The sequence below is a fragment of the Pseudomonas nabeulensis genome, from assembly GCF_004682045.1.
In the GTDB taxonomy this organism is placed as follows: domain Bacteria; phylum Pseudomonadota; class Gammaproteobacteria; order Pseudomonadales; family Pseudomonadaceae; genus Aquipseudomonas; species Aquipseudomonas nabeulensis.
On the sequence record NZ_QUZT01000072.1, the window covers coordinates 13,063 to 33,427 of the forward strand.

The 20,365-nt window shown below is 60.6% G+C and carries 17 protein-coding genes; 12 read left to right on the top strand and 5 right to left on the bottom strand.

Going from position 1 to position 20,365, the window contains the following annotated elements; all coding sequences use genetic code 11:
* Positions 1–73 precede the first annotated feature (73 nt).
* A complete protein-coding gene (hemB, locus tag DYL61_RS26505; protein WP_135310793.1) occupies positions 74–1,087 on the top strand; it encodes a porphobilinogen synthase in 1,014 nt (337 codons plus the stop codon).
* Positions 1,088–1,105: 18 nt separating this feature from the next.
* Positions 1,106–3,325 (top strand): polyphosphate kinase 1, encoded by a 2,220-nt coding sequence (gene ppk1, locus DYL61_RS26510; RefSeq protein ID WP_135310794.1) that lies wholly within the window; start codon positions 1,106–1,108, stop codon positions 3,323–3,325.
* 139 nt (positions 3,326–3,464) lie between these two features.
* On the opposite strand, the gene ppx is transcribed toward ppk1, so the two are convergent.
* Entirely contained in the window at positions 3,465–4,967 is a 1,503-nt protein-coding gene (gene ppx, locus DYL61_RS26515; protein WP_167498000.1) for an exopolyphosphatase, read from the bottom strand.
* 444 nt (positions 4,968–5,411) lie between these two features.
* Here ppx and DYL61_RS26520 point away from each other — a divergent pair, with 444 nt between their 5' ends.
* The 4 genes from DYL61_RS26520 to DYL61_RS26535 all read left to right on the top strand — a co-directional run bounded on the left by DYL61_RS26520 (position 5,412) and on the right by DYL61_RS26535 (position 9,941).
* Positions 5,412–6,074: a DUF1120 domain-containing protein gene (locus tag DYL61_RS26520; protein WP_135310805.1), complete on the top strand. Its 663-nt coding sequence runs from the start codon at positions 5,412–5,414 to the stop codon at positions 6,072–6,074.
* A gap of 103 nt (positions 6,075–6,177) precedes the next feature.
* Positions 6,178–6,894, top strand: coding sequence for a fimbria/pilus chaperone family protein (locus DYL61_RS26525; protein ID WP_420825093.1), 717 nt, complete (start codon positions 6,178–6,180; stop codon positions 6,892–6,894).
* Between the two features lie 70 nt (positions 6,895–6,964).
* Positions 6,965–9,403 (top strand): fimbria/pilus outer membrane usher protein, encoded by a 2,439-nt coding sequence (locus tag DYL61_RS26530; protein WP_238704613.1) that lies wholly within the window; start codon positions 6,965–6,967, stop codon positions 9,401–9,403.
* Positions 9,393–9,941 (top strand): DUF1120 domain-containing protein, encoded by a 549-nt coding sequence (locus DYL61_RS26535; RefSeq protein ID WP_135310796.1) that lies wholly within the window; start codon positions 9,393–9,395, stop codon positions 9,939–9,941. Before DYL61_RS26530 ends, DYL61_RS26535 begins: the two co-directional genes overlap by 11 nt.
* On the opposite strand, the gene DYL61_RS26540 is transcribed toward DYL61_RS26535, so the two are convergent.
* Genes DYL61_RS26540 through DYL61_RS26555 form a run of 4 tightly spaced genes read right to left on the bottom strand, consistent with a single transcriptional unit; the run spans position 9,913 to position 12,753 of the window.
* Positions 9,913–10,650 (bottom strand): amino acid ABC transporter ATP-binding protein, encoded by a 738-nt coding sequence (locus DYL61_RS26540; protein WP_135310797.1) that lies wholly within the window; start codon positions 10,648–10,650, stop codon positions 9,913–9,915. The two genes, DYL61_RS26535 and DYL61_RS26540, sit on opposite strands and share 29 nt — an antisense overlap.
* Positions 10,637–11,287 carry an amino acid ABC transporter permease gene (locus tag DYL61_RS26545; RefSeq protein WP_135310798.1) on the bottom strand — a complete coding sequence of 217 codons (651 nt, stop codon included), beginning with the start codon at positions 11,285–11,287 and terminating at the stop codon, positions 10,637–10,639. Before DYL61_RS26545 ends, DYL61_RS26540 begins: the two co-directional genes overlap by 14 nt.
* Positions 11,284–11,952 carry an amino acid ABC transporter permease gene (locus DYL61_RS26550; protein ID WP_135310799.1) on the bottom strand — a complete coding sequence of 223 codons (669 nt, stop codon included), beginning with the start codon at positions 11,950–11,952 and terminating at the stop codon, positions 11,284–11,286. The genes DYL61_RS26545 and DYL61_RS26550 overlap by 4 nt, the downstream gene beginning before the upstream one ends.
* A 15-nt stretch (positions 11,953–11,967) precedes the next feature.
* Entirely contained in the window at positions 11,968–12,753 is a 786-nt protein-coding gene (locus DYL61_RS26555) for a transporter substrate-binding domain-containing protein (protein ID WP_135310800.1), read from the bottom strand.
* A 255-nt stretch (positions 12,754–13,008) separates the two neighbouring features.
* Here DYL61_RS26555 and DYL61_RS26560 point away from each other — a divergent pair, with 255 nt between their 5' ends.
* The 6 genes from DYL61_RS26560 (at position 13,009) to DYL61_RS26585 (ending at position 20,284) form a co-directional block, all read left to right on the top strand.
* Positions 13,009–13,704: a FadR/GntR family transcriptional regulator gene (locus DYL61_RS26560; protein ID WP_135310801.1), complete on the top strand. Its 696-nt coding sequence runs from the start codon at positions 13,009–13,011 to the stop codon at positions 13,702–13,704.
* 121 nt (positions 13,705–13,825) lie between these two features.
* A complete protein-coding gene (gene trxA / locus DYL61_RS26565; RefSeq protein ID WP_003213989.1) occupies positions 13,826–14,155 on the top strand; it encodes a thioredoxin TrxA in 330 nt (109 codons plus the stop codon).
* Positions 14,156–14,389: 234 nt separating this feature from the next.
* Positions 14,390–15,649 (top strand): transcription termination factor Rho, encoded by a 1,260-nt coding sequence (gene rho / locus DYL61_RS26570; RefSeq protein WP_016973082.1) that lies wholly within the window; start codon positions 14,390–14,392, stop codon positions 15,647–15,649.
* A gap of 158 nt (positions 15,650–15,807) precedes the next feature.
* Positions 15,808–17,790 (top strand): acyltransferase family protein, encoded by a 1,983-nt coding sequence (locus tag DYL61_RS26575; RefSeq protein WP_135310802.1) that lies wholly within the window; start codon positions 15,808–15,810, stop codon positions 17,788–17,790.
* 59 nt (positions 17,791–17,849) lie between these two features.
* A complete protein-coding gene (gene ubiD, locus DYL61_RS26580; protein WP_071490463.1) occupies positions 17,850–19,316 on the top strand; it encodes a 4-hydroxy-3-polyprenylbenzoate decarboxylase in 1,467 nt (488 codons plus the stop codon).
* Positions 19,316–20,284: a CDP-6-deoxy-delta-3,4-glucoseen reductase gene (locus DYL61_RS26585; RefSeq protein WP_135310803.1), complete on the top strand. Its 969-nt coding sequence runs from the start codon at positions 19,316–19,318 to the stop codon at positions 20,282–20,284. Before ubiD ends, DYL61_RS26585 begins: the two co-directional genes overlap by 1 nt.
* Positions 20,285–20,365: the final 81 nt, after the last annotated feature.

A 20,365-nucleotide genomic window follows, 5' to 3' on the forward strand; every position in this document is an offset into this window, starting at 1 on the left:
CTGTCATACCTTCGTCATAATGGCCGCTTATAACTGCAACGCTCGCCCGTGGATGCGGGCTCAGGAGTCTGTCGTGAGCTTTACCCCTGCCAATCGCCTGTTCCCCGCCACCCGCCTGCGTCGCAATCGTCGTGATGATTTTTCTCGCCGCCTGGTGCGTGAAAACGTGCTGACGACGAATGATCTGATCCTGCCGGTGTTTGTGCTCGACGGTGAAAACCGGCGTGAGGCGGTGGCGTCGATGCCGGGTGTGGAGCGCTTGACCATTGATCAGTTGCTGATCGAGGCGGCGGGTTGGGTCGAACTGGGGATTCCGGCGCTGGCGCTGTTCCCGGTGACGCCGTCTGAACTCAAATCCCTGGATGCCGCCGAAGCCTGGAACCCGGAGGGCATCGCCCAGCGCGCCACCCGCGCCCTGCGCGAGCGTTTCCCGGAGCTGGGGGTGATCACCGACGTGGCGTTGGACCCGTTCACCACCCACGGCCAGGATGGCATTCTCGACGAAGACGGCTATGTTCAGAACGACATCACCGTTGATGCGCTGGTCAAGCAAGCCTTGTCCCATGCCGCCGCGGGCGCCCAGGTGGTTGCACCGTCGGACATGATGGACGGGCGCATCCAGGCGATTCGCGAAGCCCTGGAGCTGGCCGGCCACGTCAATGTGCGGATCATGGCCTACTCGGCCAAGTACGCCAGCGCCTATTACGGGCCGTTCCGCGATGCGGTGGGCTCGGCCCTGAACCTGGGCAAGGCCAATAAAGCCTCGTACCAGATGGACCCGGCCAACAGCCAGGAAGCCCTGCATGAAGTGGCGGCCGACCTGGCCGAAGGCGCCGACATGGTGATGGTCAAGCCCGGTATGCCGTACCTCGACATCCTTTACCGGGTCAAAGAGGAATTCAAAGTGCCGACCTTTGTCTATCAGGTCAGTGGCGAATACGCGATGCACATGGCTGCAATACAGAACGGATGGCTGAGCGAAGGGGTGATCCTAGAATCCCTGACAGCCTTTAAACGCGCCGGGGCTGATGGCATTCTGACCTACTTCGCCGCCCGCGCCGCCCAATTGCTTAGAGAGCAACCATAGCCCTCACAGGAACACTCGATGAATACCGAAGGACTCACAGACGTTGCCGTAAAAGACGCTCACCCGGTGGTTGAACAAGTCGCCGAGACCCCACCGGAACTGGAACCGGCCCCGCCTGCCGTGGCAGCCGAGCCTGTTCCAGCGCCAGTGGCCGCGGTGACCAACCTGGATGACAGCAGCCTGTACATCCACCGCGAGCTGTCCCAACTGCAATTCAACATCCGTGTGCTGGAGCAGGCGCTGGATGAGTCCTACCCGTTGCTGGAGCGCCTGAAGTTCCTGCTGATCTTCTCCAGCAACCTGGACGAGTTCTTCGAAATCCGCGTGGCCGGCCTCAAGAAGCAGATCACCTTCGCCCGTGAACAAGCCGGCGCCGACGGCCTGCAACCGCACCAGGCCCTGGCGCGCATCAGCGAGCTGGTGCACGGCCATGTGGACCGCCAATACGCGATCCTCAACGACATCCTGCTGCCGGAACTGGAAAAACATCAGGTCCGCTTTATCCGTCGCCGTCACTGGACCACCAAGATCAAGACCTGGGTGCGCCGTTACTTCCGCGACGAGATCTCGCCGATCATCACGCCGATCGGCCTCGACCCGACGCACCCGTTCCCGTTGCTGGTGAACAAAAGCCTCAACTTCATCGTTGAACTGGAAGGTATCGACGCCTTCGGTCGCGATTCCGGCCTGGCGATCATCCCGGCGCCGCGCCTGTTGCCACGAATCATCAAGGTACCGGAAGAGGTGGGGGGGCCTGGCGACAACTATGTATTCCTGTCGTCGATGATCCATGCACACGCCGATGACCTGTTCCAGGGCATGAAGGTTAAAGGCTGCTACCAATTCCGCCTGACCCGTAACGCCGACCTGGCGCTGGATTCCGAAGACGTCGAGGACTTGGCCCGCGCCCTGCGCGGCGAGCTGTTCTCGCGGCGCTACGGCGATGCGGTGCGCCTGGAGGTGGCGGATACCTGCCCCAAACATCTGTCGGACTACCTGCTCAAGCAGTTCAACCTGGCCGAATCCGAGCTGTACCAGGTCAATGGTCCGGTGAACCTGACGCGCCTGTTCAGCATCACCGGCCTGGACAGCCACCCGGAGCTGCAATACACCCCGTTCACGCCGCAGATCCCGAAACTGCTGCAAAACAGCGAGAACATTTTCAGCGTGGTGAGCAAGCAGGACATCCTGCTGTTGCACCCGTTCGAGTCCTTTACCCCGGTGGTCGACCTGCTGCGCCAGGCCGCCAAGGACCCGCACGTCTTGGCCGTACGCCAGACCCTGTACCGTTCCGGTGCCAACTCGGAAATCGTCGATGCCCTGGTGGACGCCGCGCGTAACGGTAAGGAAGTGACGGCGGTGATAGAACTGCGTGCGCGGTTCGACGAAGAGTCCAACCTGCAACTGGCCAGCCGCCTGCAAGCGGCGGGTGCGGTGGTGATCTACGGCGTAGTCGGCTTCAAGACCCACGCCAAGATGATGCTGATCCTGCGCCGCGAAGCCGGTGAGATCGTGCGCTACGCCCACTTGGGCACCGGCAACTACCACGCCGGCAACGCCAAGCTCTACACCGACTACAGCCTGCTGACCTCCGACGACGCCCTGTGCGAAGACGTCGGCAAGTTGTTCAGCCAGTTGATCGGCATGGGCAAGACGCTGCGCATGAAAAAGCTGCTGCACGCGCCGTTCACCCTCAAGAAGGGCATGCTCGACATGATTGCCCGCGAGACCCAGTTCGCCCTCGACGGCAAACCTGCGCACATCATCGCCAAGTTCAACTCGCTGACCGATCCGAAGATCATCCGCGCGCTGTACAAGGCCAGCCAGTCCGGTGTGCGCATTGATTTGGTGGTGCGTGGCATGTGCTGCCTGCGGCCGGGCATTGTCGGTGTGTCGCACAACATCCATGTGCGTTCGATCATCGGCCGCTTCCTGGAGCACACGCGGGTGTTCTACTTCCTCAACGGTGGCGAGGAGCAGATGTTCCTCTCCAGCGCCGACTGGATGGAGCGCAACCTCGATAAGCGTGTAGAGACGTGCTTCCCGGTGGAAGGCAAGAAGCTGATCATGCGGGTCAAGAAGGAGCTGGAAAGCTACCTCACCGACAACACCCACAGCTGGAGCCTGCAATCGGACGGCCGCTACGTGCGCAACACGCCAACCGGCAACCAGAACCCGCGCAGTGCGCAGGCGACGTTGTTGGAGAAGTTGGGTAGCCCGATTTTGACGGTGAACTAAAACTCACTGTGAACTAAAAAATGTGGGAGGGGGCTTGCCCCCGATAGCGGTGTGTCAGTCAGTACATCTGACACTGAGCCACCGCCATCGGGGGCAAGCCCCCTCCCACATTTTGTTTTGCGGTGTTGTTTAGAGTGGGTTAGCGCACGTTCAGCGTGAATCCAACCCGCGTCAACCACTCCGCTTCCAGGGCGAAATCCGCCTGGGTCAGTTGGTTCTCATCCAGCCAGCCCTTGGGGAACATCACTTCGAGGCTGTCGCCATCGGCATGCAGTTTGACCTGGGGCATTTCCTGGGTGCCACGGATGTGGTGGAACAGGATCGCAAAGCGCAGCAGCACGCACAGGCGTATCAGCTTGATGCCTTCGTCACCGAACTCCGCAAACTTGTCCTTGGGAATGTTGCGGCGATGGCCGCGCACCAGCAGGGCGAGCATTTGCTGGTCTTCACGGGAGAAACCGGCCAGGTCGGAGTGCTCGATCAGGTAGGCGCCGTGCTTGTGGTAGTGATAGTGGGCGATGTCCAGGCCCACCTCGTGCACCTTGGCCGCCCAACCCAACAACTCGCGCCAGACGCCGTCGTCCAGGTCCCAGTCCTCGGCCACCTGGTCGAAGGCATGCAGGGCTTTGCGCTCCACCCGTGCGGCTTGTTCCAGGTCGACGTGATAGCGCTCCATCAACGAGCTGAGGGTGCGCTCACGCACGTCTTCGTGGTGATGACGGCCCAGCAGGTCATAGAGCACGCCTTCGCGCAGGGCGCCGTCGCAGTGGTCCATGCGTTGCAGTTCGAGGGCGTCGAAGATCGCTTCAAGAATCGCCAGGCCCGCCGGGAAGATGGCGCGACGGTCAGGCTTGATGCCGTCGAAGTCGATCTTCTCGGCGTCGCCCAGCTTGAACAATTTGCGCTTGAGCCACGCCAGGCCTTCGGCGTTGACCTCACCGGTGCCATGGCCACCCGCCTTGAGCGCCAGGCCGATGGCACGGATGGTGCCGGACGAGCCGATCGCTTCATCCCAAGTCAGGCGGTGCAGGGCGTGCTCGATGCTCATGATCTCCAAACGCGCCGCCGTGTAGGCCTGGGCGTAGCGCGCCGGGGTGATCTTGCCGTCCTTGAAATAACGCTGGGTAAAGCTGACGCAACCCATCTGCAGGCTTTCACGCAGCAGCGGTTCGAAGCGCTGGCCGATGATGAATTCGGTACTGCCACCGCCGATGTCGGCGACCAGGCGTTTGCCGGGTGTGTCGGCCAGGGTGTGTGACACCCCGAGGTAGATCAGGCGCGCTTCTTCACGGCCGGAGATGACTTCTACCGGGTGCCCGAGGATCTCCTCGGCGCGGCGGATGAATTCGCCGCGGTTGCGGGCTTCGCGCAGGGCGTTGGTGCCGACGATCCGCACGGCGCCCAGAGGCATGCCGTTGATCAACTGGGCAAAACGCTTGAGGCAATCGAGGCCGCGTTGCATGGATTCTTCATTGAGCTTGCGCTCGTCGTCGATACCGGCAGCCAGCTGTACTTTCTCGCCGAGCCGCTCAAGGATGCGGATCTCACCGTTCTGGGCCTTGGCCACGACCATGTGAAAGCTGTTGGAGCCCAGGTCGATGGCGGCGATCAGGGACAGATTCTTGGCTTGGGATTGCGGCATGGTTTGGGGGTCTCGGTCGATAACCCGACCATCGTGCCACGATCGACCTTTGGTGCCAACGCGTATGCCTTCGGTAATTTTCATTTAGGTATCTATGAGGCATTTCTGTGGGAAATGTAGGACGGTTTTATAAGAACTCAACGAAGCAGGTTTCATTTGTGTAGGCGTTATTAACTTTTTATTGCAGTAATGTTCTTTGTGGTTTTGCCTACAAAGAGGCGACCAATAACTTATGAGATTCGCACTTTGCCCTACTTGATCGTTGGGCTTGACTCACCTGCTGTTATTACGGCTCCCACGATAACTGACGTGTCCTCTGATTTTTTAAACAGGAGTCCAGGCGACAGACTGTCACTCGGCAATTTCGCCGTGGTGTTATTTATTTATGGTTTGAACTGTTCAAACGAAATAAATACACCTGATAACTTTAGTGACAGGTCAAACATGAAAAAAATAGTTGGACTGACTCTTGGTATTGCGTGCCTTGCTGCAGCCCTGAGCGCTCAGGCAACCAATGTTGCGGAGCTGACCGTCAGGGGGACGATCAAACCCGCTGCCTGCAACCTCTCCATGACTGGGGCGGGTATCGTAAATTACGGTGATATTCCCTCCGGCACCCTGCTCCCAGCGGCGTTCACCCCGCTTCAGGAAAAGACCCTTCCCCTGTCTGTCAACTGCGGCAGCGGTGCGGCCAAGTTCGGGCTGACGTTCAAGGACCTGCAAGCTGCCAGTAAGGTGCCAGGCATCCTCGCTGCTCTGGGTGCTGGCTATACCGAGGTGCATAACTATGGTTTGGGTGCGGTGTCGGGTCGTAAAACCGGCGGTTTCACGGTCACCCTCAGGGATCTCAGGTCGTCGGGCACAACCCTGTACCCCATCATGCGTTCCAGCACCAGCACAGGCACCTGGGTAACCAGCGATGGTAAAGCCGCACAGTTTCCGGCCCAACACTCGTGGCGTATCAGTTCGTCGCTGACGCCGGCCCCAGTCTCTCAGTTGAGCGCCACCCTCGTGGTGAGGGCGGTTATCAATAAGGCCCAGGACTTGGATCTGAGCCGTGACGTAACCCTTGATGGGCGCGCTTCGCTTGAGTTGAATTACATCTAAGCAGTTTGAATACAACCGGCTAAGAACTCAGCGTTCTTTGCCGGCTGTATTTATGCGGGTGCTGGGTGGCTGATAGTTAACTTAAGGTTGCGGAGAATACTGAGTGCGTCGTCTTTTATTTTTAAATAATGTGTTGCTGCTGAGTGCAAGTTGGTTTCTAGGTTTTGCGGGTGTGGCCGTCGCGGACGGTATGCTTCCGGAGACTTCGGTGGTCATACTTAATGAAGAGCACGGCGAGGCGACCATAAACATCACGAACACGGATGCGACGCCAGCGTTGCTTCATTCGGTCGTGGAGAACGTGCCCGAAGATATAGAGCCGCTATTGATCGTTACGCCGCCCATTACACGCGTAGAGGCAGGCGAAACCCAACTGGTGCGTTTCATCGCCACCTTGAAGTCGCCTTTGAAGACGCAGCGGTTAAAGCGCGTGACGTTTGAGGGTATTCCCCAAGCGCGCGTGGCGGGTGGTGCGACTATCGGTATCACGCTTCGGCAGAATCTGCCGCTGATCCTTCATCCACGAGATCTGCCTCGGCACGACGCGCCCTGGGAACTGTTGACATGGAGACGGTCAGGCGAGCGACTTACGGTTCACAACGACAGTGCCTATGTGGTGCGCCTTGCACCGGATGTGCTGTTACTTCCCCAAAAGCGCATGGCTACTTTGCCGCGAACCTATATTTTGCCGGGTGAAGCGCTTGCGGCAAAGGTTGAGGACCCATTGGGCAATTCGACCCACGTCGAGATCGAGCCGGCGACGGTCTACGGGTTCTCCGTGGACAGCTACCGAGCCTCGATCAATGCCGATGGGGGTTGATCAGCCTATGATTAACCTGTCGATTAACCGACGTTTGGACCCTCTGCGGCCGTGTCGACCCACACTGCTCATGGGGTTCGCAACGCTTTGCAGTTTGCCTGGTGTTGCCTCGGCGCTGGAGTTGGGAGAGGGGTTCGACCTGGCGGCACTCACCACGTACGGCATTGACCCCAAGGTTTCGGACTACTTTCGTAGTGCGGCGCGCTTTCGTGAAGGCACCCATGCGGTGGGGCTAAGGGTCAATGGCAATCAGCTCGGGCTGGTGGATGCACGGTTTGATGCGCAAGGGCAATTGTGTTTTACCGCAGGGTTTCTGGAGAAGGCCGGGTTGACGCAGCCCAAGGACCTCATTCGTGAAGTCACGGCTACGGACCAGGCTTGCTATGACTTTCTTGGCGCCTTCCCGGCAACGATGGTCCGCCTACGACCCGGTGTCGATGAGGTGGCGTTGGTGGTACCTACCCAGTCATTTCGTGAGCCGCAATGGGAGGCGGGGCATTTTGCCCAGGGCGGAATGGCGGCCATGTTCAACTATGACGTACTCGGGTTCGACAGCCGTTCGCGCAGTGGGGCCAGCCGGTTCACGTCGGCCTATACCGAGGCGGGCTTCAACCTGGGCGATTGGATTGTGCGTAGTCGCCAGTTCTACGTGTCTGATAACGGCGACACCCGCGCTGAGCACCTGTATGCCTACGCCCAGCGTGATATTGCCCTGTTGAAATCGACGTTCCAGGTGGGCCAGCTTTCTACCAACAACCCGCTGTTTGGGGGCATCCAGCTTTCGGGCGTGCAATTTTCCCCTGACGGGCAGTCGCGAGTACCCGCAGGCAACAGCAATGCTGTGGTGGAAGGCCTGGCTCAGAGCCAGTCGCGGATTGAAGTGCGCCAGTCTGGAGTATTGATCCACACCACGGTGGTGCCCGAAGGTCCCTTCCGGTTGACGGGCTTACCCTTGCTTAATGGCACCAGCGACCTGGACGTCACCGTGATCGATGTACGGGGGGGGCGGCGCAGTTTCGCCGTGCCGGCGGCTTCGTTCGCCGGGGCTGCTCCGGCGGCACCTGGTTATTACTTTTCGCTTGGCAAAGTGCGAGAAAACACAGTTGAGGCGGGACCGACACCGGTGGTCGCCATGGGGAGCGGCACGTGGGATCTTGGACGCGGCTCGTCCGCCGGCTTCGGCTTGTTGAGCACTGAGGACTATTGGTCGGCAGGCGGCACGCTGAGCAGCGTATTTTTCCAACGGGTGTCCGTGGGCGCGCGTCACAACGTGTCCCGGGACAGTCGTAACTCAATGTCCGGGGCGCGTAGCAGTGTGACCATGAGCAGTCCGGTGTTTGCCAATGTCGACGTCAATCTTAGTGCAACGACCCAAACCCAGAACTATCGCGAGCTACTTGAAGCCGGTCGTACGTTCAGGGGCAATGAACTGGACTCGCGTTTCAAGAACCAGTACACGGCGGATGTGAGCTGGGCTGACCCCGCATTGGGCGGCTTCGCCTTGGGCTATACCCGCAGCTCTCAGTTCGATGGACACATGACCGAACATGTATTTGCCTCGTGGAACAAGTCGTTCAAACACGCCGATGTCGCGTTGATCGCCGATTCACAGGTCGGTGGCAGTCGCGCTCGCCGTGACACGCCGCTTGCCGGTAACCGGCGCGACTCCGTCCGGGATGACGACCTTTCGCTGCGGCTGCAGGTCAGCGTACCCTTGGGCGTCGATCGTCGAGTGAAGAGCTACATCAGTCGTCGTGGGGGCCAGTCCCGTGCCGGCGCAGCGTTCAGTGAGCGGGTCAATGAGTATGTGAATTACGAGGTCGGGGTCGAGCGTGACCTCAGCGCCCGGGAGCAATCGATCAGCGGTCAAGTGGACCTGATGCCTCGTTATACGCGGGTTGGCCTGGGGGTTAGTCGCGATCCGCTGGGCAGCAGTTATACCGGGCAGTTGCAGGGCGGCGTAGTGGCCCACGAAGGTGGGCTTACGTTCTCGCCTTACGCGGTGGGTGACACGTTCGGCATCGTCTCGGTGGGTGACATTGGCGCTGCAAAAGTGGAAAACCCACAAGGACCGGTGTGGACCGATTTCACCGGGCAAGCCGTGATAGCAAGCTTGCCGGCGTATACCAACAGTCGCGTCGAAGTAAACACGCAGTCGTTGCCCAGGCGCGTTGACTTGAAGAACGGCACCCAGGTGCTCGCCGCCGGCCGGGGGTCATTCAACGCGGTGGCGTTCGATGTGGTGACAGTCCGCCGTGTGTTACTCACGGCAAGCGATCAACAGGGGCGGCCGCTCCCTCAGGGGGCTTCGGTATTCGGCAAGGACGATCGCTTCCTGACCAGTGTGGTGGGCGAGGGCATGATCTTTCTCAACGATGTCACTGAATCACAACACCTGCGGGTTTCATTGCCAGACGCTTCCACTTGCCTGTTAAGCCTTGATGCCGGGACCCAGACTGACAATGACAAGTTTTATCAGACCACCTCGGCGGTATGCCATGGGAGCTAGGCACAAAAGCATGGGCGTCGTGTTGTTCTGCACGGTATTGATGGCACAGGGCGTGCGTGCCGAAAACTGCCGGGTGTCCGTGAGTCAGCCGCATGTCGACTACGGTGTTATTCGCCGTCCGGCCCTTGTCGAGCGCCCCTCTGTGGCGCTCGGCACTCGTACGGTGCAGTTGAACGTAACGTGCGTGGAGGCTTCGCCGATGGCGTTACGATTTATCGGTGTCCCCGACGGGCAAGGGTTTCGATTGGGCCGTCAAGGGCGTTTCCACTTGAGGTTAAGCCGTGCCCAGGTGGATGGGCGCACCGTTGAGTGGGAGGCAGCCCAGTTGCCCGGTGAGGCGGTGACCGGGCAGTTGTTGCCGGGCCAGACCCTGGTGGCTCGCGCCGCCGGGGAGCCGGTAGCCGGCCAGCGAATGGTGGCCCAGGTTGAGATTGACGTTGACCTGCCGTCTTATGCTCTGCAGGTGCCCAATGAGACGCGGCTGGAAGGGCGGGGCAGCTTCGAGCTGGTCACGCCGGCTGTTCCACGGAGCCGATGAAGTTGGCGAACTCAGGCGTCTGCGGGTTGGCGAACAACACCTTGGGGTCGCCCACTTCATGCACCTTGCCCTGGTGCATGAACACCAACTTGTCCCCCACTTCCCGGGCGAAGCGCATTTCGTGGGTCACCATGATCAGGGTCATGCCGTCCTTGGCCAGTTGGCGCACCACGCTGAGCACTTCGTTGACCAGTTCCGGGTCGAGGGCCGAGGTGATCTCATCGCACAGCAGCACCTTGGGCGACATGGCCAGTGCGCGGGCAATCGCCACCCGTTGTTGCTGGCCGCCGGACAGGCGATCCGGGAAGGCGTCGAATTTTTCCCCCAGCCCGACGCGTTCCAGCATCTGCTTGGCCAACTGGGCCGCCTTGGCCTTGGGCACCTTCTGCACCACTTGCGGCGCGAGCATGACGTTCTCACCCACGGTCAGATGCGGGAACAGGTTGAACTGCTGGAACACCATGCCGACTTTCTGCCGCAGGCTGCGCAGGTCGGCGCGGGCGGCGTCGAGGTATTCGCCATCGACTTCGATCACACCGTCGTTGATGGACTCCAGGCCATTGAGGGTGCGCAGCAGGGTGGATTTACCCGAGCCGCTGCGACCGATGATCGCCACTACCTGGCCTTCTTCGACGGTCAGGTCGATGCCCTTGAGGACGTGGTGATCGCCGTAATACTTATGCAGGGCGGAAATTCTAAGCAGAGGCATGCAGTCTCCTTTCCAGGTAGCGCGCACTGAGGGACAAGGGGTAGCAGAGCAAAAAGTAACCAAGAGCTACCAGGCCGTAGACCATGAAGGGTTCGAAGGTGGCGTTGGCGAGCATGCCGCCGGTCTTGGTCAGTTCGGTAAAGCCGATAATTGAGGTGACGGCGGTGCCTTTGACCACCTGCACCGAGAAACCCACCGTTGGCGCCACGGCAATCCGCAGGGCTTGAGGCAGGATCACGTAGCGCAATTGCTCCAGCGGGTTCAGCGCCAGGCTGGCCGAGGCTTCCCATTGCCCGTGGGCGATGGAATCGACGCAGCCGCGCCAGATTTCGGCGAGGTAGGCGCTGGTGAACAGGGTCAGGGCGATGGCCGCGGCCAACCAAGGCGAGATATCCACACCCAGCAAGGCAATGCCGAAAAACACCAGGAACAGCTGCATCAACAGCGGCGTGCCCTGGAACAGTTCGATATAGGTGCGTGCGATGTTGTGCGGGAAAGCCTTGTGGCTGATGCGCATCGTCATTACCAGCAAGCCAATCACGCTGCCGCCGATAAACGCCACCAGCGACAGCAACAAGGTCCATTGCAGGCCGGTGAGCAGGTTGCGCACGATGTCCCAGAACGAGAAATCACTCATCGGCTGTTCCTCATCACGAAACGCTGGCCGATCCAGTTGAGCAACTGGCGAATCATCAGCGCCATGCACAGGTACACCAGGGTGGTCAGGGCATAGGTTTCAAACGCACGGAAGTTGCGCGACTGGATAAAGTTGGCGGCAAAGCTCAGCTCTTCCGTGGCGATCTGCGAACACACCGCCGAGCCGAGCATCACGATGATGATCTGGCTGCTCAACGCCGGCCACACCTTACCCAGCGCCGGTAGCAGCACCACGTGGCGGAACGCTTCGAAGCGCGTCATCGCCAGCGCCGCTGCGGCTTCCAGTTGCCCACGCGGGACGGCCTGAATACCGGCGCGGATGATCTCAGTGGAGTACGCCCCCAGGTTGATCACCATCGCCAGCACGGCGGCTTGCCATTCAGTGATCTTCAAGCCCAACGACGGCAAGCCGAAGAAGATGAAGAACAGCTGCACCAGGAACGGTGTGTTGCGGATCAACTCGACATACACCCCGAAAAACCAGGCGAACGGCTGGATCTTCCAAGCCCGCACTACGGCGCCGACGGTGCCCAGGGCCACGCCGAGGATCGCGCCGATGGCCGTCAACTCAAGGGTGAACAGCGCGCCGCGCAACAGCAGGTCGGTATTGGCCAGCACCGGCACAAAGTCAAATTGATACGCCATGAGTCAGCTCCGGGTTCAGAGGTCAGCCGGCAACGGTTCTTTGAGCCATTGCAGTGCGTTCTTTTCCAGGCTGCCGTCAGCCTTGGCGGCAACGAGGATCTGGTTGACCTTCTCCAGCAGTGCTGGCTCGTTCTTGTTCACGCCCACGTACACCGGCGAATCCTTGAGTTTCACTTTCAGCGCCGGTACGCGCTTGGGGTTGCGTTCGCTGATCGCCACCATCACCACGTTGCCGCTGGCGATCAGGTCGACCTGGCCGGCCAGGTAGGCGGCGATGGTGGAGTTGTTGTCTTCGAAACGCTTGATGGTGGCTTCCTTTGGCGCGACGGCGGTCAGTTCGATGTCTTCGATGGCGCCACGGGTGACGCTGATGGTCTTGCCCTTGAGGTCGTCGAGGCTACCGATGGCTGCGTCAGGCGGCCCGAAAACCGCGAGGTAGAACGGTGCGTAGGCCTTGGAGAAGTCGATGACCTTCTCCCGCTCGGCGTTCTTGCCCAGGCTGGAAATCACCAGGTCGACCTTGCCGGTGGTCAGGAACGGAATGCGGTTGGTGCTGTTGACCGGGGTGAGCTCCAGCTTGACCTTGAGCTGGTCGGCCAGCAGCTTGGCAGTGTCGATGTCCAGGCCACGGGGCTTCATGTCGGGGCCGACCGAGCCGAAGGGCGGGAAGTCTTGAGGCACGGCGACCTTGAGGGTGCCACGGGCGACGATATCGTCCAGACCGTTGGCCTGGGCGGGTGCCTGGCTCAGCATCAGGCTGGCAAACAGGGCAGTGAGCAGGGCGCTGTAGCGCTTGGTCATGGCAACTCTCCGAGAAGGGCGAAGGAATTTTCTGAGTTTGCTCAGTGCACAGCCCATGCCAGCGCCCTCAGGATCGTCTGCAATGCAGGGTTTTGTTGAGTTGAGGTGGTCTTACTGGTCTGAACAGTGGTGGGCGTTTTCGCACCCTTTTCGAGCGTTGGTAAAACCCCGCGAGCCCCTTTGGGGCGTGGCTTGCCGCCGGCTTCGAATAGCTTTACAACTAGCCGCTCAGTTGACTGGAACCTTGAGTTTTTTATGAATTCCATCGCCCAAGCCGTACCGGAAGCGGCCCTGCAGGCCATCCGCAAACTGATCAAGGAGCAGGGCTTCGGGCCGGGCGATGCACTGCCGTCCCAGCGTGACCTGGCGCTGCAGTTGGGGGTGAGCCGGGCGTCGTTGCGCGAGGCACTGTCGTCCTTGAGCGCGTTGGGTGTGGTCAGCGTGCAGCCGGGCAAGGGCGTATTCGTGCAGGCGGCAGAGGAGTCACCGGGATTCGCCTGGCCGTTCGCGGCGCAGGCCACGCCGCTGGATATCTTCCAGTTGCGCTATGCCCTGGAAGGCTTCGCGGCGGGGCTGGCGGCGGTGACGCTGACGATTGATGAGCTGGACCGCCTGGAAGATAACGTCGAGGCCATGCGCAAGGTACTCAAGGCGGGTGACTTCGAAGCCGCCGCTCGGCTGGACTTCGAGTTTCACCAGCGCATCCTGTTGGCCAGCGGGAACCAGGCGATGGTGAGCATCCTCAGTGCCAGCGCCGAGGTGTTCCTGGAGAGCCAGAAGCTACCGTTCATCCGGCCGGAACGGGCCATGGAGACCTGGCAGGAACACCGCAAGATCCTGCGCGCCCTGGCCCGACGCACCAGTGCGGCGGCGCAAAAAACCATGCAGGAACATGTACGTAATGCGGCGTTGCGCACCGGCATTGCCTTCGTCACTCCCGTGACGCCGTGAGCTGGGCGATACCCAAACTCATGCACCACCATAGCAACACTCAATCAGAGGCGGCTTCCTGAACGGGGGAAGGGCGGCTATGATGGGCCACGTTTTTTTTGCTTACAATCCGGAGACATCCATGAGCAACGATCTTATCAAGCACGTCACCGACGCGACCTTTGAGGCCGAAGTACTCAAGGCTCAAGGCCCGGTGCTGGTTGACTACTGGGCTGAATGGTGTGGCCCTTGCAAAATGATCGCTCCTGTTCTGGACGACATTGCAACCACCTACGAAGGCAAGTTGACCATTGCCAAGCTGAACATCGACGACAACCAGGAAACCCCGGCCAAGCACGGCGTGCGTGGCATTCCTACGTTGATGCTGTTCAAGAACGGCAACGTCGAAGCCACTAAAGTAGGCGCGCTGTCGAAGTCCCAGCTGCAAGCTTTCCTCGACGCGAACATCTAAGCGTCGTCAAAAAAGCCCCGCAAATTGCGGGGCTTTTTCGTGAAACAGGGCTAGACGCTCCGAAACTCAGGTGGTACATTCGGCCCCGCACTGGTTTCTCCACTGCCCCCTGCAAGCCGTCGCCGACGCATTCCTTTTCGATTAGTACGCGATCCTGTCGCCTTCTCCGCGGCGCGGCCTCATTAAGCCAAAAGCTTAATTTCCCCCCTCCATAAATGATTACGTCATTCCTATATGAATCTGACTGAACTCAAGCAAAAGCCGATTACCGACCTGCTCCAACTGGCCGAAGAAATGGGCATAGAAAATATGGCCCGTTCGCGCAAGCAGGACGTGATTTTCTCCCTGCTGAAAAAGCACGCGAAAAGCGGCGAGGAAATCTCCGGTGATGGCGTGCTGGAGATTCTCCAGGACGGCTTCGGCTTCCTCCGCTCCGCAGACGCTTCCTATCTCGCCGGCCCAGACGATATCTACGTCTCGCCGAGCCAGATCCGTCGCTTCAACTTGCGCACCGGTGACACCATCGTTGGCAAGATCCGCCCTCCAAAGGAAGGCGAGCGTTATTTCGCCCTGCTCAAGGTCGACACGATCAACTTCGATCGTCCCGAGAACGCGAAAAACAAGATTCTCTTCGAGAACCTGACCCCGCTGTTCCCGACCGTGCGCATGAAGATGGAAGCCGGTAACGGTTCCACCGAAGACTTGACCGGTCGTGTCATCGACCTGTGCGCACCGATCGGCAAGGGCCAGCGTGGCCTGATCGTCGCACCGCCGAAAGCCGGTAAGACCATCATGCTGCAGAACATTGCAGCGAACATCGCGCGCAACAACCCGGAAGTTCACCTGATCGTGCTGTTGATCGATGAGCGTCCGGAAGAAGTAACCGAAATGCAGCGCACCGTGCGCGGCGAAGTGGTTGCCTCGACGTTCGATGAGCCGCCAACCCGTCACGTACAGGTTGCCGAAATGGTGATCGAGAAGGCCAAGCGCCTGGTCGAACACAAGAAAGACGTGGTGATCCTGCTCGACTCCATCACCCGTCTGGCCCGTGCCTACAACACCGTGATCCCGAGCTCCGGCAAGGTATTGACCGGTGGTGTCGATGCCCACGCCCTGGAGAAACCGAAGCGTTTCTTCGGCGCCGCGCGGAACATCGAAGAAGGCGGCTCGCTGACCATTATCGCCACCGCGCTGGTTGAAACCGGTTCGAAGATGGACGAAGTGATCTACGAAGAGTTCAAGGGTACCGGCAACATGGAACTGCCCCTGGACCGTCGCATCGCGGAAAAACGCGTGTTCCCGGCGATCAACATCAACCGTTCCGGCACCCGCCGCGAAGAGTTGCTGACCGCCGACGACGAACTGCAGCGCATGTGGATCCTGCGCAAGCTGCTGCACCCGATGGACGAAGTAGCGGCCATCGAGTTCCTGGTCGACAAGCTGAAAACCACCAAGACCAACGACGAGTTCTTCTTGTCGATGAAGCGCAAGTAATACTGCGTTTCTGGTCCAAAAAAATGGCGCCCTCCGGGGCGCCATTTTTTTTGCGTCGAAAAAGGAAGGTTTGCGCGGCTTAAGTGTCAGTTAAGAAACAAAAAAGGTGAGTGCAGCTACGCTCATCACCAATCGCGACAGACTGACTAAGACTATTTATGACCGTGCTTGCGTATCGAAGGGACATTGACGGCTTGCGAGCCGTAGCCGTCCTTGCAGTGGTGCTGTTTCATTTCGGGGTTCCTGGCGTCACGGGCGGCTTTGTCGGCGTTGATGTGTTCTTCGTGATTTCAGGCTTTTTAATCACCTCGATTATCTGGCGCGAGCGCGAGGCGGGGCGTTTCAGCTTTGTGGACTTTTGGGCGCGTCGGGCACGGCGGATCCTGCCGGCACTGTTCGTGATGATGGCAGCCACGCTGGCGGTAGGGTGGTTCTTGCTGGCGCCCAAGGACTATGAAGAACTCGGCCGCTCGGCCCGCTACCAGGTGGTGTTCACTTCCAACCTGCTGTTTGCGCGGCAGGACGGCTATTTTGATGCGGCGTCCGATATCAAGCCCTTGCTGCACACCTGGTCGCTGGCGGTGGAGGAACAGTTCTACATTTTGTTCCCGTTGCTCCTGGCCGTGCTGTCCAGCCGCCTGAAACACTGGCGCCTGGTGCTGTTCGGGCTGTTGCTGCTGTCGTTTGGCATGAGTGCCTGGGCGGTCTTCCATCAGCCGCAAAAAGCGTTCTTCCTGTTGCATATGCGGGCCTGGGAGTTGCTGGCAGGCGCGATGCTGGCCGTGCTGCCCAAAAGTGCCTGGCGCGCGTCGCCGGCCTTGGCCCAGGGCGTCAGCCTGGCGTCCATGGGGCTGATCCTGGGGGCTGTGTTCGGCTTTGAGGCCACTACTCCGTTTCCCGGTATCGCGGCGTTGCTGCCCGTGCTGGGGGGGGTGGGGCTGATTTGGGCCAACGGCCAGCACCACACCTGGGTCGGACGCCTGCTCAGCACGCGGGTGATGGTGGGGCTGGGGCTGGTGTCGTACTCGTGGTACCTGTGGCATTGGCCAGTCTTCGTGTATTCCAGCTATGCGGCCATCGACGGCTTGAACGCCTTCGAATGGGCCGGGGTCATGCTGGTTACCTTACTGCTGGGATACCTGTCGTGGCGGTTCGTTGAGGCGCCGTTCCGTGAAAAACGCCTGCTGGCCGGGCGCAAGGCGATCCTGCTGGCAGCGGGGGCCGGGATGCTGTGCCTTGGCCTCGCGGGCCAGGTGTTGCGCTGGACCGACGGCTTGCCCTGGCGCTTGCCTGAACAGGCATTGCGGTATGCCCAGGCCAAGCAGTGGGGGCCGGAATTGCTGGCGTGCATCGCAGACCGGAAAACCAAGGACGACCGGCTGTTCTGCCGCTTTGGCCCGCGCGACAGTGCCAGGTCCGCGCTGGTGTGGGGCGACAGCCACGCGGCGGCATTGATCCCGGCACTCGAGGCCGGTGCCGAGCGCCATCACATCAGCCTGACCCAGGCCAGCTTCGCCGGGTGCCTGCCGTTGGATGGGTTGGAGAACGTCAGTCAGTGCGCGCGTTTTAATCAGCGTGTCGAGCAGGCAATGGGCCAACAGTCGTTCAGTGATGTGGTGCTGGTGGCGCGCTGGAGCCTCTACCTCTATGGGCAGCTTTCGGGTGACCTGGGCCCTACGCTCAAGAACCCCGATACCGGGCACTACGTGCGCGCCGTTGCCGAGCAGCGGTTTGCCGCGGGCCTGCGCCAGCGCGTGGCCGGCTTACGAGCGGCCGGGCACCGGGTTTGGCTGGTCAAGGAGGTGCCTCTGCAGGAGATTGTGGTGCCTTATCGGCTCAGTCGTCTGGCCATGTTGAACCGTTCGGTGGAGGGTGAGGGGCTAGACGTCGCCCACCACGTGAAGCGCCAGCGGTTTATCAGCCAGTTGTTTGATCAACTGGCCGCTGCCGATGATGGTGTGCAGGTGCTGGACCCCGCGTCGAAACTCTGTGATGCCGCCGGTCTGTGTCGGGTCGAACTCAACGGGCGCGCGCTGTATACCGACGATAATCACCTTTCCGACGCCGGTGCGCGGTATATCGAGGCGTTCCTGGAACCTCTGTTCAGTTCGTTGCAATCACGCGGTCTGACGGCCAATTAAGCTGCCAGCCGCCCTCAGAGCAGGTAGGATGTACGCCTATTTTACGGGTGGCATGGTTAATGAAATTCAAGGATCTTCGGGATTTCGTGCAGCAACTTGAGCAGCGCGGAGAGTTGAAACGTATCCAGATGCCGATTTCCCCGGTACTGGAAATGACTGAGATTTGCGACCGCACCTTGCGCAACAAGGGCCCGGCGCTGCTGTTCGAGAACCCGACCGGCTTTGATATCCCGGTGCTCGGCAACCTGTTCGGCACCCCGGAGCGCGTGGCGTTCGGCATGGGCGCCGAGTCGGTCAGCGAGCTGCGCGAGATTGGCAAGCTGCTGGCGTTCCTCAAGGAACCCGAGCCGCCCAAGGGCCTCAAGGATGCCTGGTCGAAGCTGCCGATCTTCCGCAAGATCATTGCCATGGCCCCCAAAGTGGTCAAGGACGCGGTGTGCCAGGAAGTGGTCATCGAAGGCGATGATGTCGACCTGGCCATGCTGCCGGTGCAAACCTGCTGGCCCGGCGACGTCGGCCCGCTGATCACCTGGGGCCTGACTGTCACCAAGGGCCCGAACAAGGACCGCCAGAACCTCGGTATCTACCGCCAGCAAGTGATCGGCCGCAATAAGGTGATCATGCGTTGGCTGAGCCACCGTGGCGGCGCCCTCGACTATCGCGAATGGTGCGAAAAACACCCGGGCAAACCGTTCCCGGTGTCCGTGGCCCTGGGCGCCGACCCGGCGACCATCCTTGGCGCCGTCACCCCGGTGCCCGATAGCCTGTCCGAATACGCTTTCGCCGGTCTGCTGCGCGGTAACCGCACCGAACTGGTGAAGTGCCGTGGCAACGACCTGCAAGTGCCGGCCACCGCTGAAATCATCCTTGAAGGCGTGATTCATCCGGGCGAGATGGCCGATGAAGGCCCGTACGGCGACCACACCGGTTATTACAATGAAGTGGACAGCTTCCCGGTGTTCACCGTCGAGCGCATCACTCACCGGATCAAACCGATCTACCACAGCACCTACACCGGCCGTCCACCGGATGAGCCCGCCATCCTCGGCGTGGCGCTCAACGAAGTGTTCGTGCCGATCCTGCAAAAGCAGTTCCCGGAGATCACCGACTTCTACCTGCCGCCCGAAGGCTGCTCGTACCGCATGGCCATCGTGACCATGAAGAAGTCGTACCCGGGCCATGCCAAGCGCGTCATGTTGGGTGTGTGGTCGTTTTTGCGACAGTTCATGTACACCAAGTTCGTTATCGTCACCGACGACGACATCAACGCCCGCGACTGGAACGACGTGATCTGGGCCATCACCACGCGCATGGACCCCAAGCGCGACACGGTGATGATCGACAACACGCCCATCGACTACCTCGACTTCGCCTCGCCGGTGTCGGGCCTGGGTTCGAAGATGGGCCTGGATGCGACCCACAAGTGGCCGGGTGAGACCACTCGCGAGTGGGGCCGGGTGATCGTCAAGGATGAAGCCGTCACCGCGCGTGTCGATGCGATCTGGAAAGAATTGGGAATAGATTGATGCGTGTAACCCTGCAACCTTCCGGCGCCGTGCTGGAGCTGGTCCCTGGCGAGCGAATCCTCGAAGGCGCGCGCCGCCTGGGCTACGAATGTCCCCAGGCCTGTCGCAATGGCGTCTGCCATGTATGCGCTGCGCTGCTGGTGGAAGGCCGGGTGCAGCAAGCCGGTGAGGTGCGCGACCATGGTGAGTTCTACACCTGCATCGCCGAGCCGTTGGAAGATTGCATTGTGTTGTGGGATGGCGTGCTGGCGCCGGGAGAGTTGCCGTTGCGCAAGTTGTCGTGTCAATTGAGTGAGTGCGTAGACGTCGGCGGTGATGTGTGGCGCGTGCGCCTGCGGGCTCCGGCCGGCAAGGCGGTGCGTTACCACGCTGGGCAATACCTGATGATCGAGCGGGAAAACGGCGAGAAATCAGCGTTTTCCCTGGCCTCGGCGCCCCACGCCGGACGTGAGCTGGAGTTGCATGTGCTGGCCCGCGAAGACAGCGCCCGTAGCCTGCTGGCGCAATTGCAGCGTAACCAGATGGCGCGCATTGAGCTGCCATTTGGTGATACCCACCTGGCCGAACTGCCGGACGGGCCGTTGGTGCTGATCGCCGCGGGCACCGGCATGGCGCAGATGCACAGCCTGATCGAACACTGCCGCGCCTCGGGCTTCAAACACCCGGTGCACCTGTACTGGGGCGTGCGCCGTCCGGAAGACTTCTACGACATTGAACACTGGGACCAGTGGCAGCAACTGCCCAACCTGTTCCTGCACAAAGTCGTCAGTGACCTGTGCGGCTGGGAAGGGCGCTGCGGGTTGTTGCATGAAGCGGTGTGTGAGGACATCAGCGACCTCAAGACTGTGCACGTCTACGCCAGCGGTTCACCGGCGATGATCTACGGCACGCTGGATGCGTTGGTCGAGGCGGGCATGGATGCGCACCAGATGCGTGCCGACGTGTTTGCGTACGCGCCCCGGCCCTGACGCCGCGCCCACTGCTGGAGAGCGGTTTATGTGGGAGGGGGCTTGCCCCCGATGGCGGTGTGTCAGTCACTCATTGGTTGG

Bases quoted from the DNA above. Each gene is read 5' to 3' on its own strand.
- ppk1 (WP_135310794.1), top strand. From the start codon at position 1,106: ATGAATACCGAAGGACTCACAGACGTTGCCGTAAAAGACGCTCACCCG.
- ppx (WP_167498000.1), bottom strand. From the start codon at position 4,967: ATGCCGCAATCCCAAGCCAAGAATCTGTCCCTGATCGCCGCCATCGAC.
- DYL61_RS26520 (WP_135310805.1), top strand. From the start codon at position 5,412: ATGAAAAAAATAGTTGGACTGACTCTTGGTATTGCGTGCCTTGCTGCA.
- DYL61_RS26530 (WP_238704613.1), top strand. From the start codon at position 6,965: ATGGGGTTCGCAACGCTTTGCAGTTTGCCTGGTGTTGCCTCGGCGCTG.
- DYL61_RS26535 (WP_135310796.1), top strand. From the start codon at position 9,393: ATGGGAGCTAGGCACAAAAGCATGGGCGTCGTGTTGTTCTGCACGGTA.
- DYL61_RS26540 (WP_135310797.1), bottom strand. From the start codon at position 10,650: ATGCCTCTGCTTAGAATTTCCGCCCTGCATAAGTATTACGGCGATCAC.
- DYL61_RS26545 (WP_135310798.1), bottom strand. From the start codon at position 11,287: ATGAGTGATTTCTCGTTCTGGGACATCGTGCGCAACCTGCTCACCGGC.
- DYL61_RS26550 (WP_135310799.1), bottom strand. From the start codon at position 11,952: ATGGCGTATCAATTTGACTTTGTGCCGGTGCTGGCCAATACCGACCTG.
- DYL61_RS26555 (WP_135310800.1), bottom strand. From the start codon at position 12,753: ATGACCAAGCGCTACAGCGCCCTGCTCACTGCCCTGTTTGCCAGCCTG.
- DYL61_RS26560 (WP_135310801.1), top strand. From the start codon at position 13,009: ATGAATTCCATCGCCCAAGCCGTACCGGAAGCGGCCCTGCAGGCCATC.
- trxA (WP_003213989.1), top strand. From the start codon at position 13,826: ATGAGCAACGATCTTATCAAGCACGTCACCGACGCGACCTTTGAGGCC.
- rho (WP_016973082.1), top strand. From the start codon at position 14,390: ATGAATCTGACTGAACTCAAGCAAAAGCCGATTACCGACCTGCTCCAA.
- DYL61_RS26575 (WP_135310802.1), top strand. From the start codon at position 15,808: ATGACCGTGCTTGCGTATCGAAGGGACATTGACGGCTTGCGAGCCGTA.
- ubiD (WP_071490463.1), top strand. From the start codon at position 17,850: ATGAAATTCAAGGATCTTCGGGATTTCGTGCAGCAACTTGAGCAGCGC.
- DYL61_RS26585 (WP_135310803.1), top strand. From the start codon at position 19,316: ATGCGTGTAACCCTGCAACCTTCCGGCGCCGTGCTGGAGCTGGTCCCT.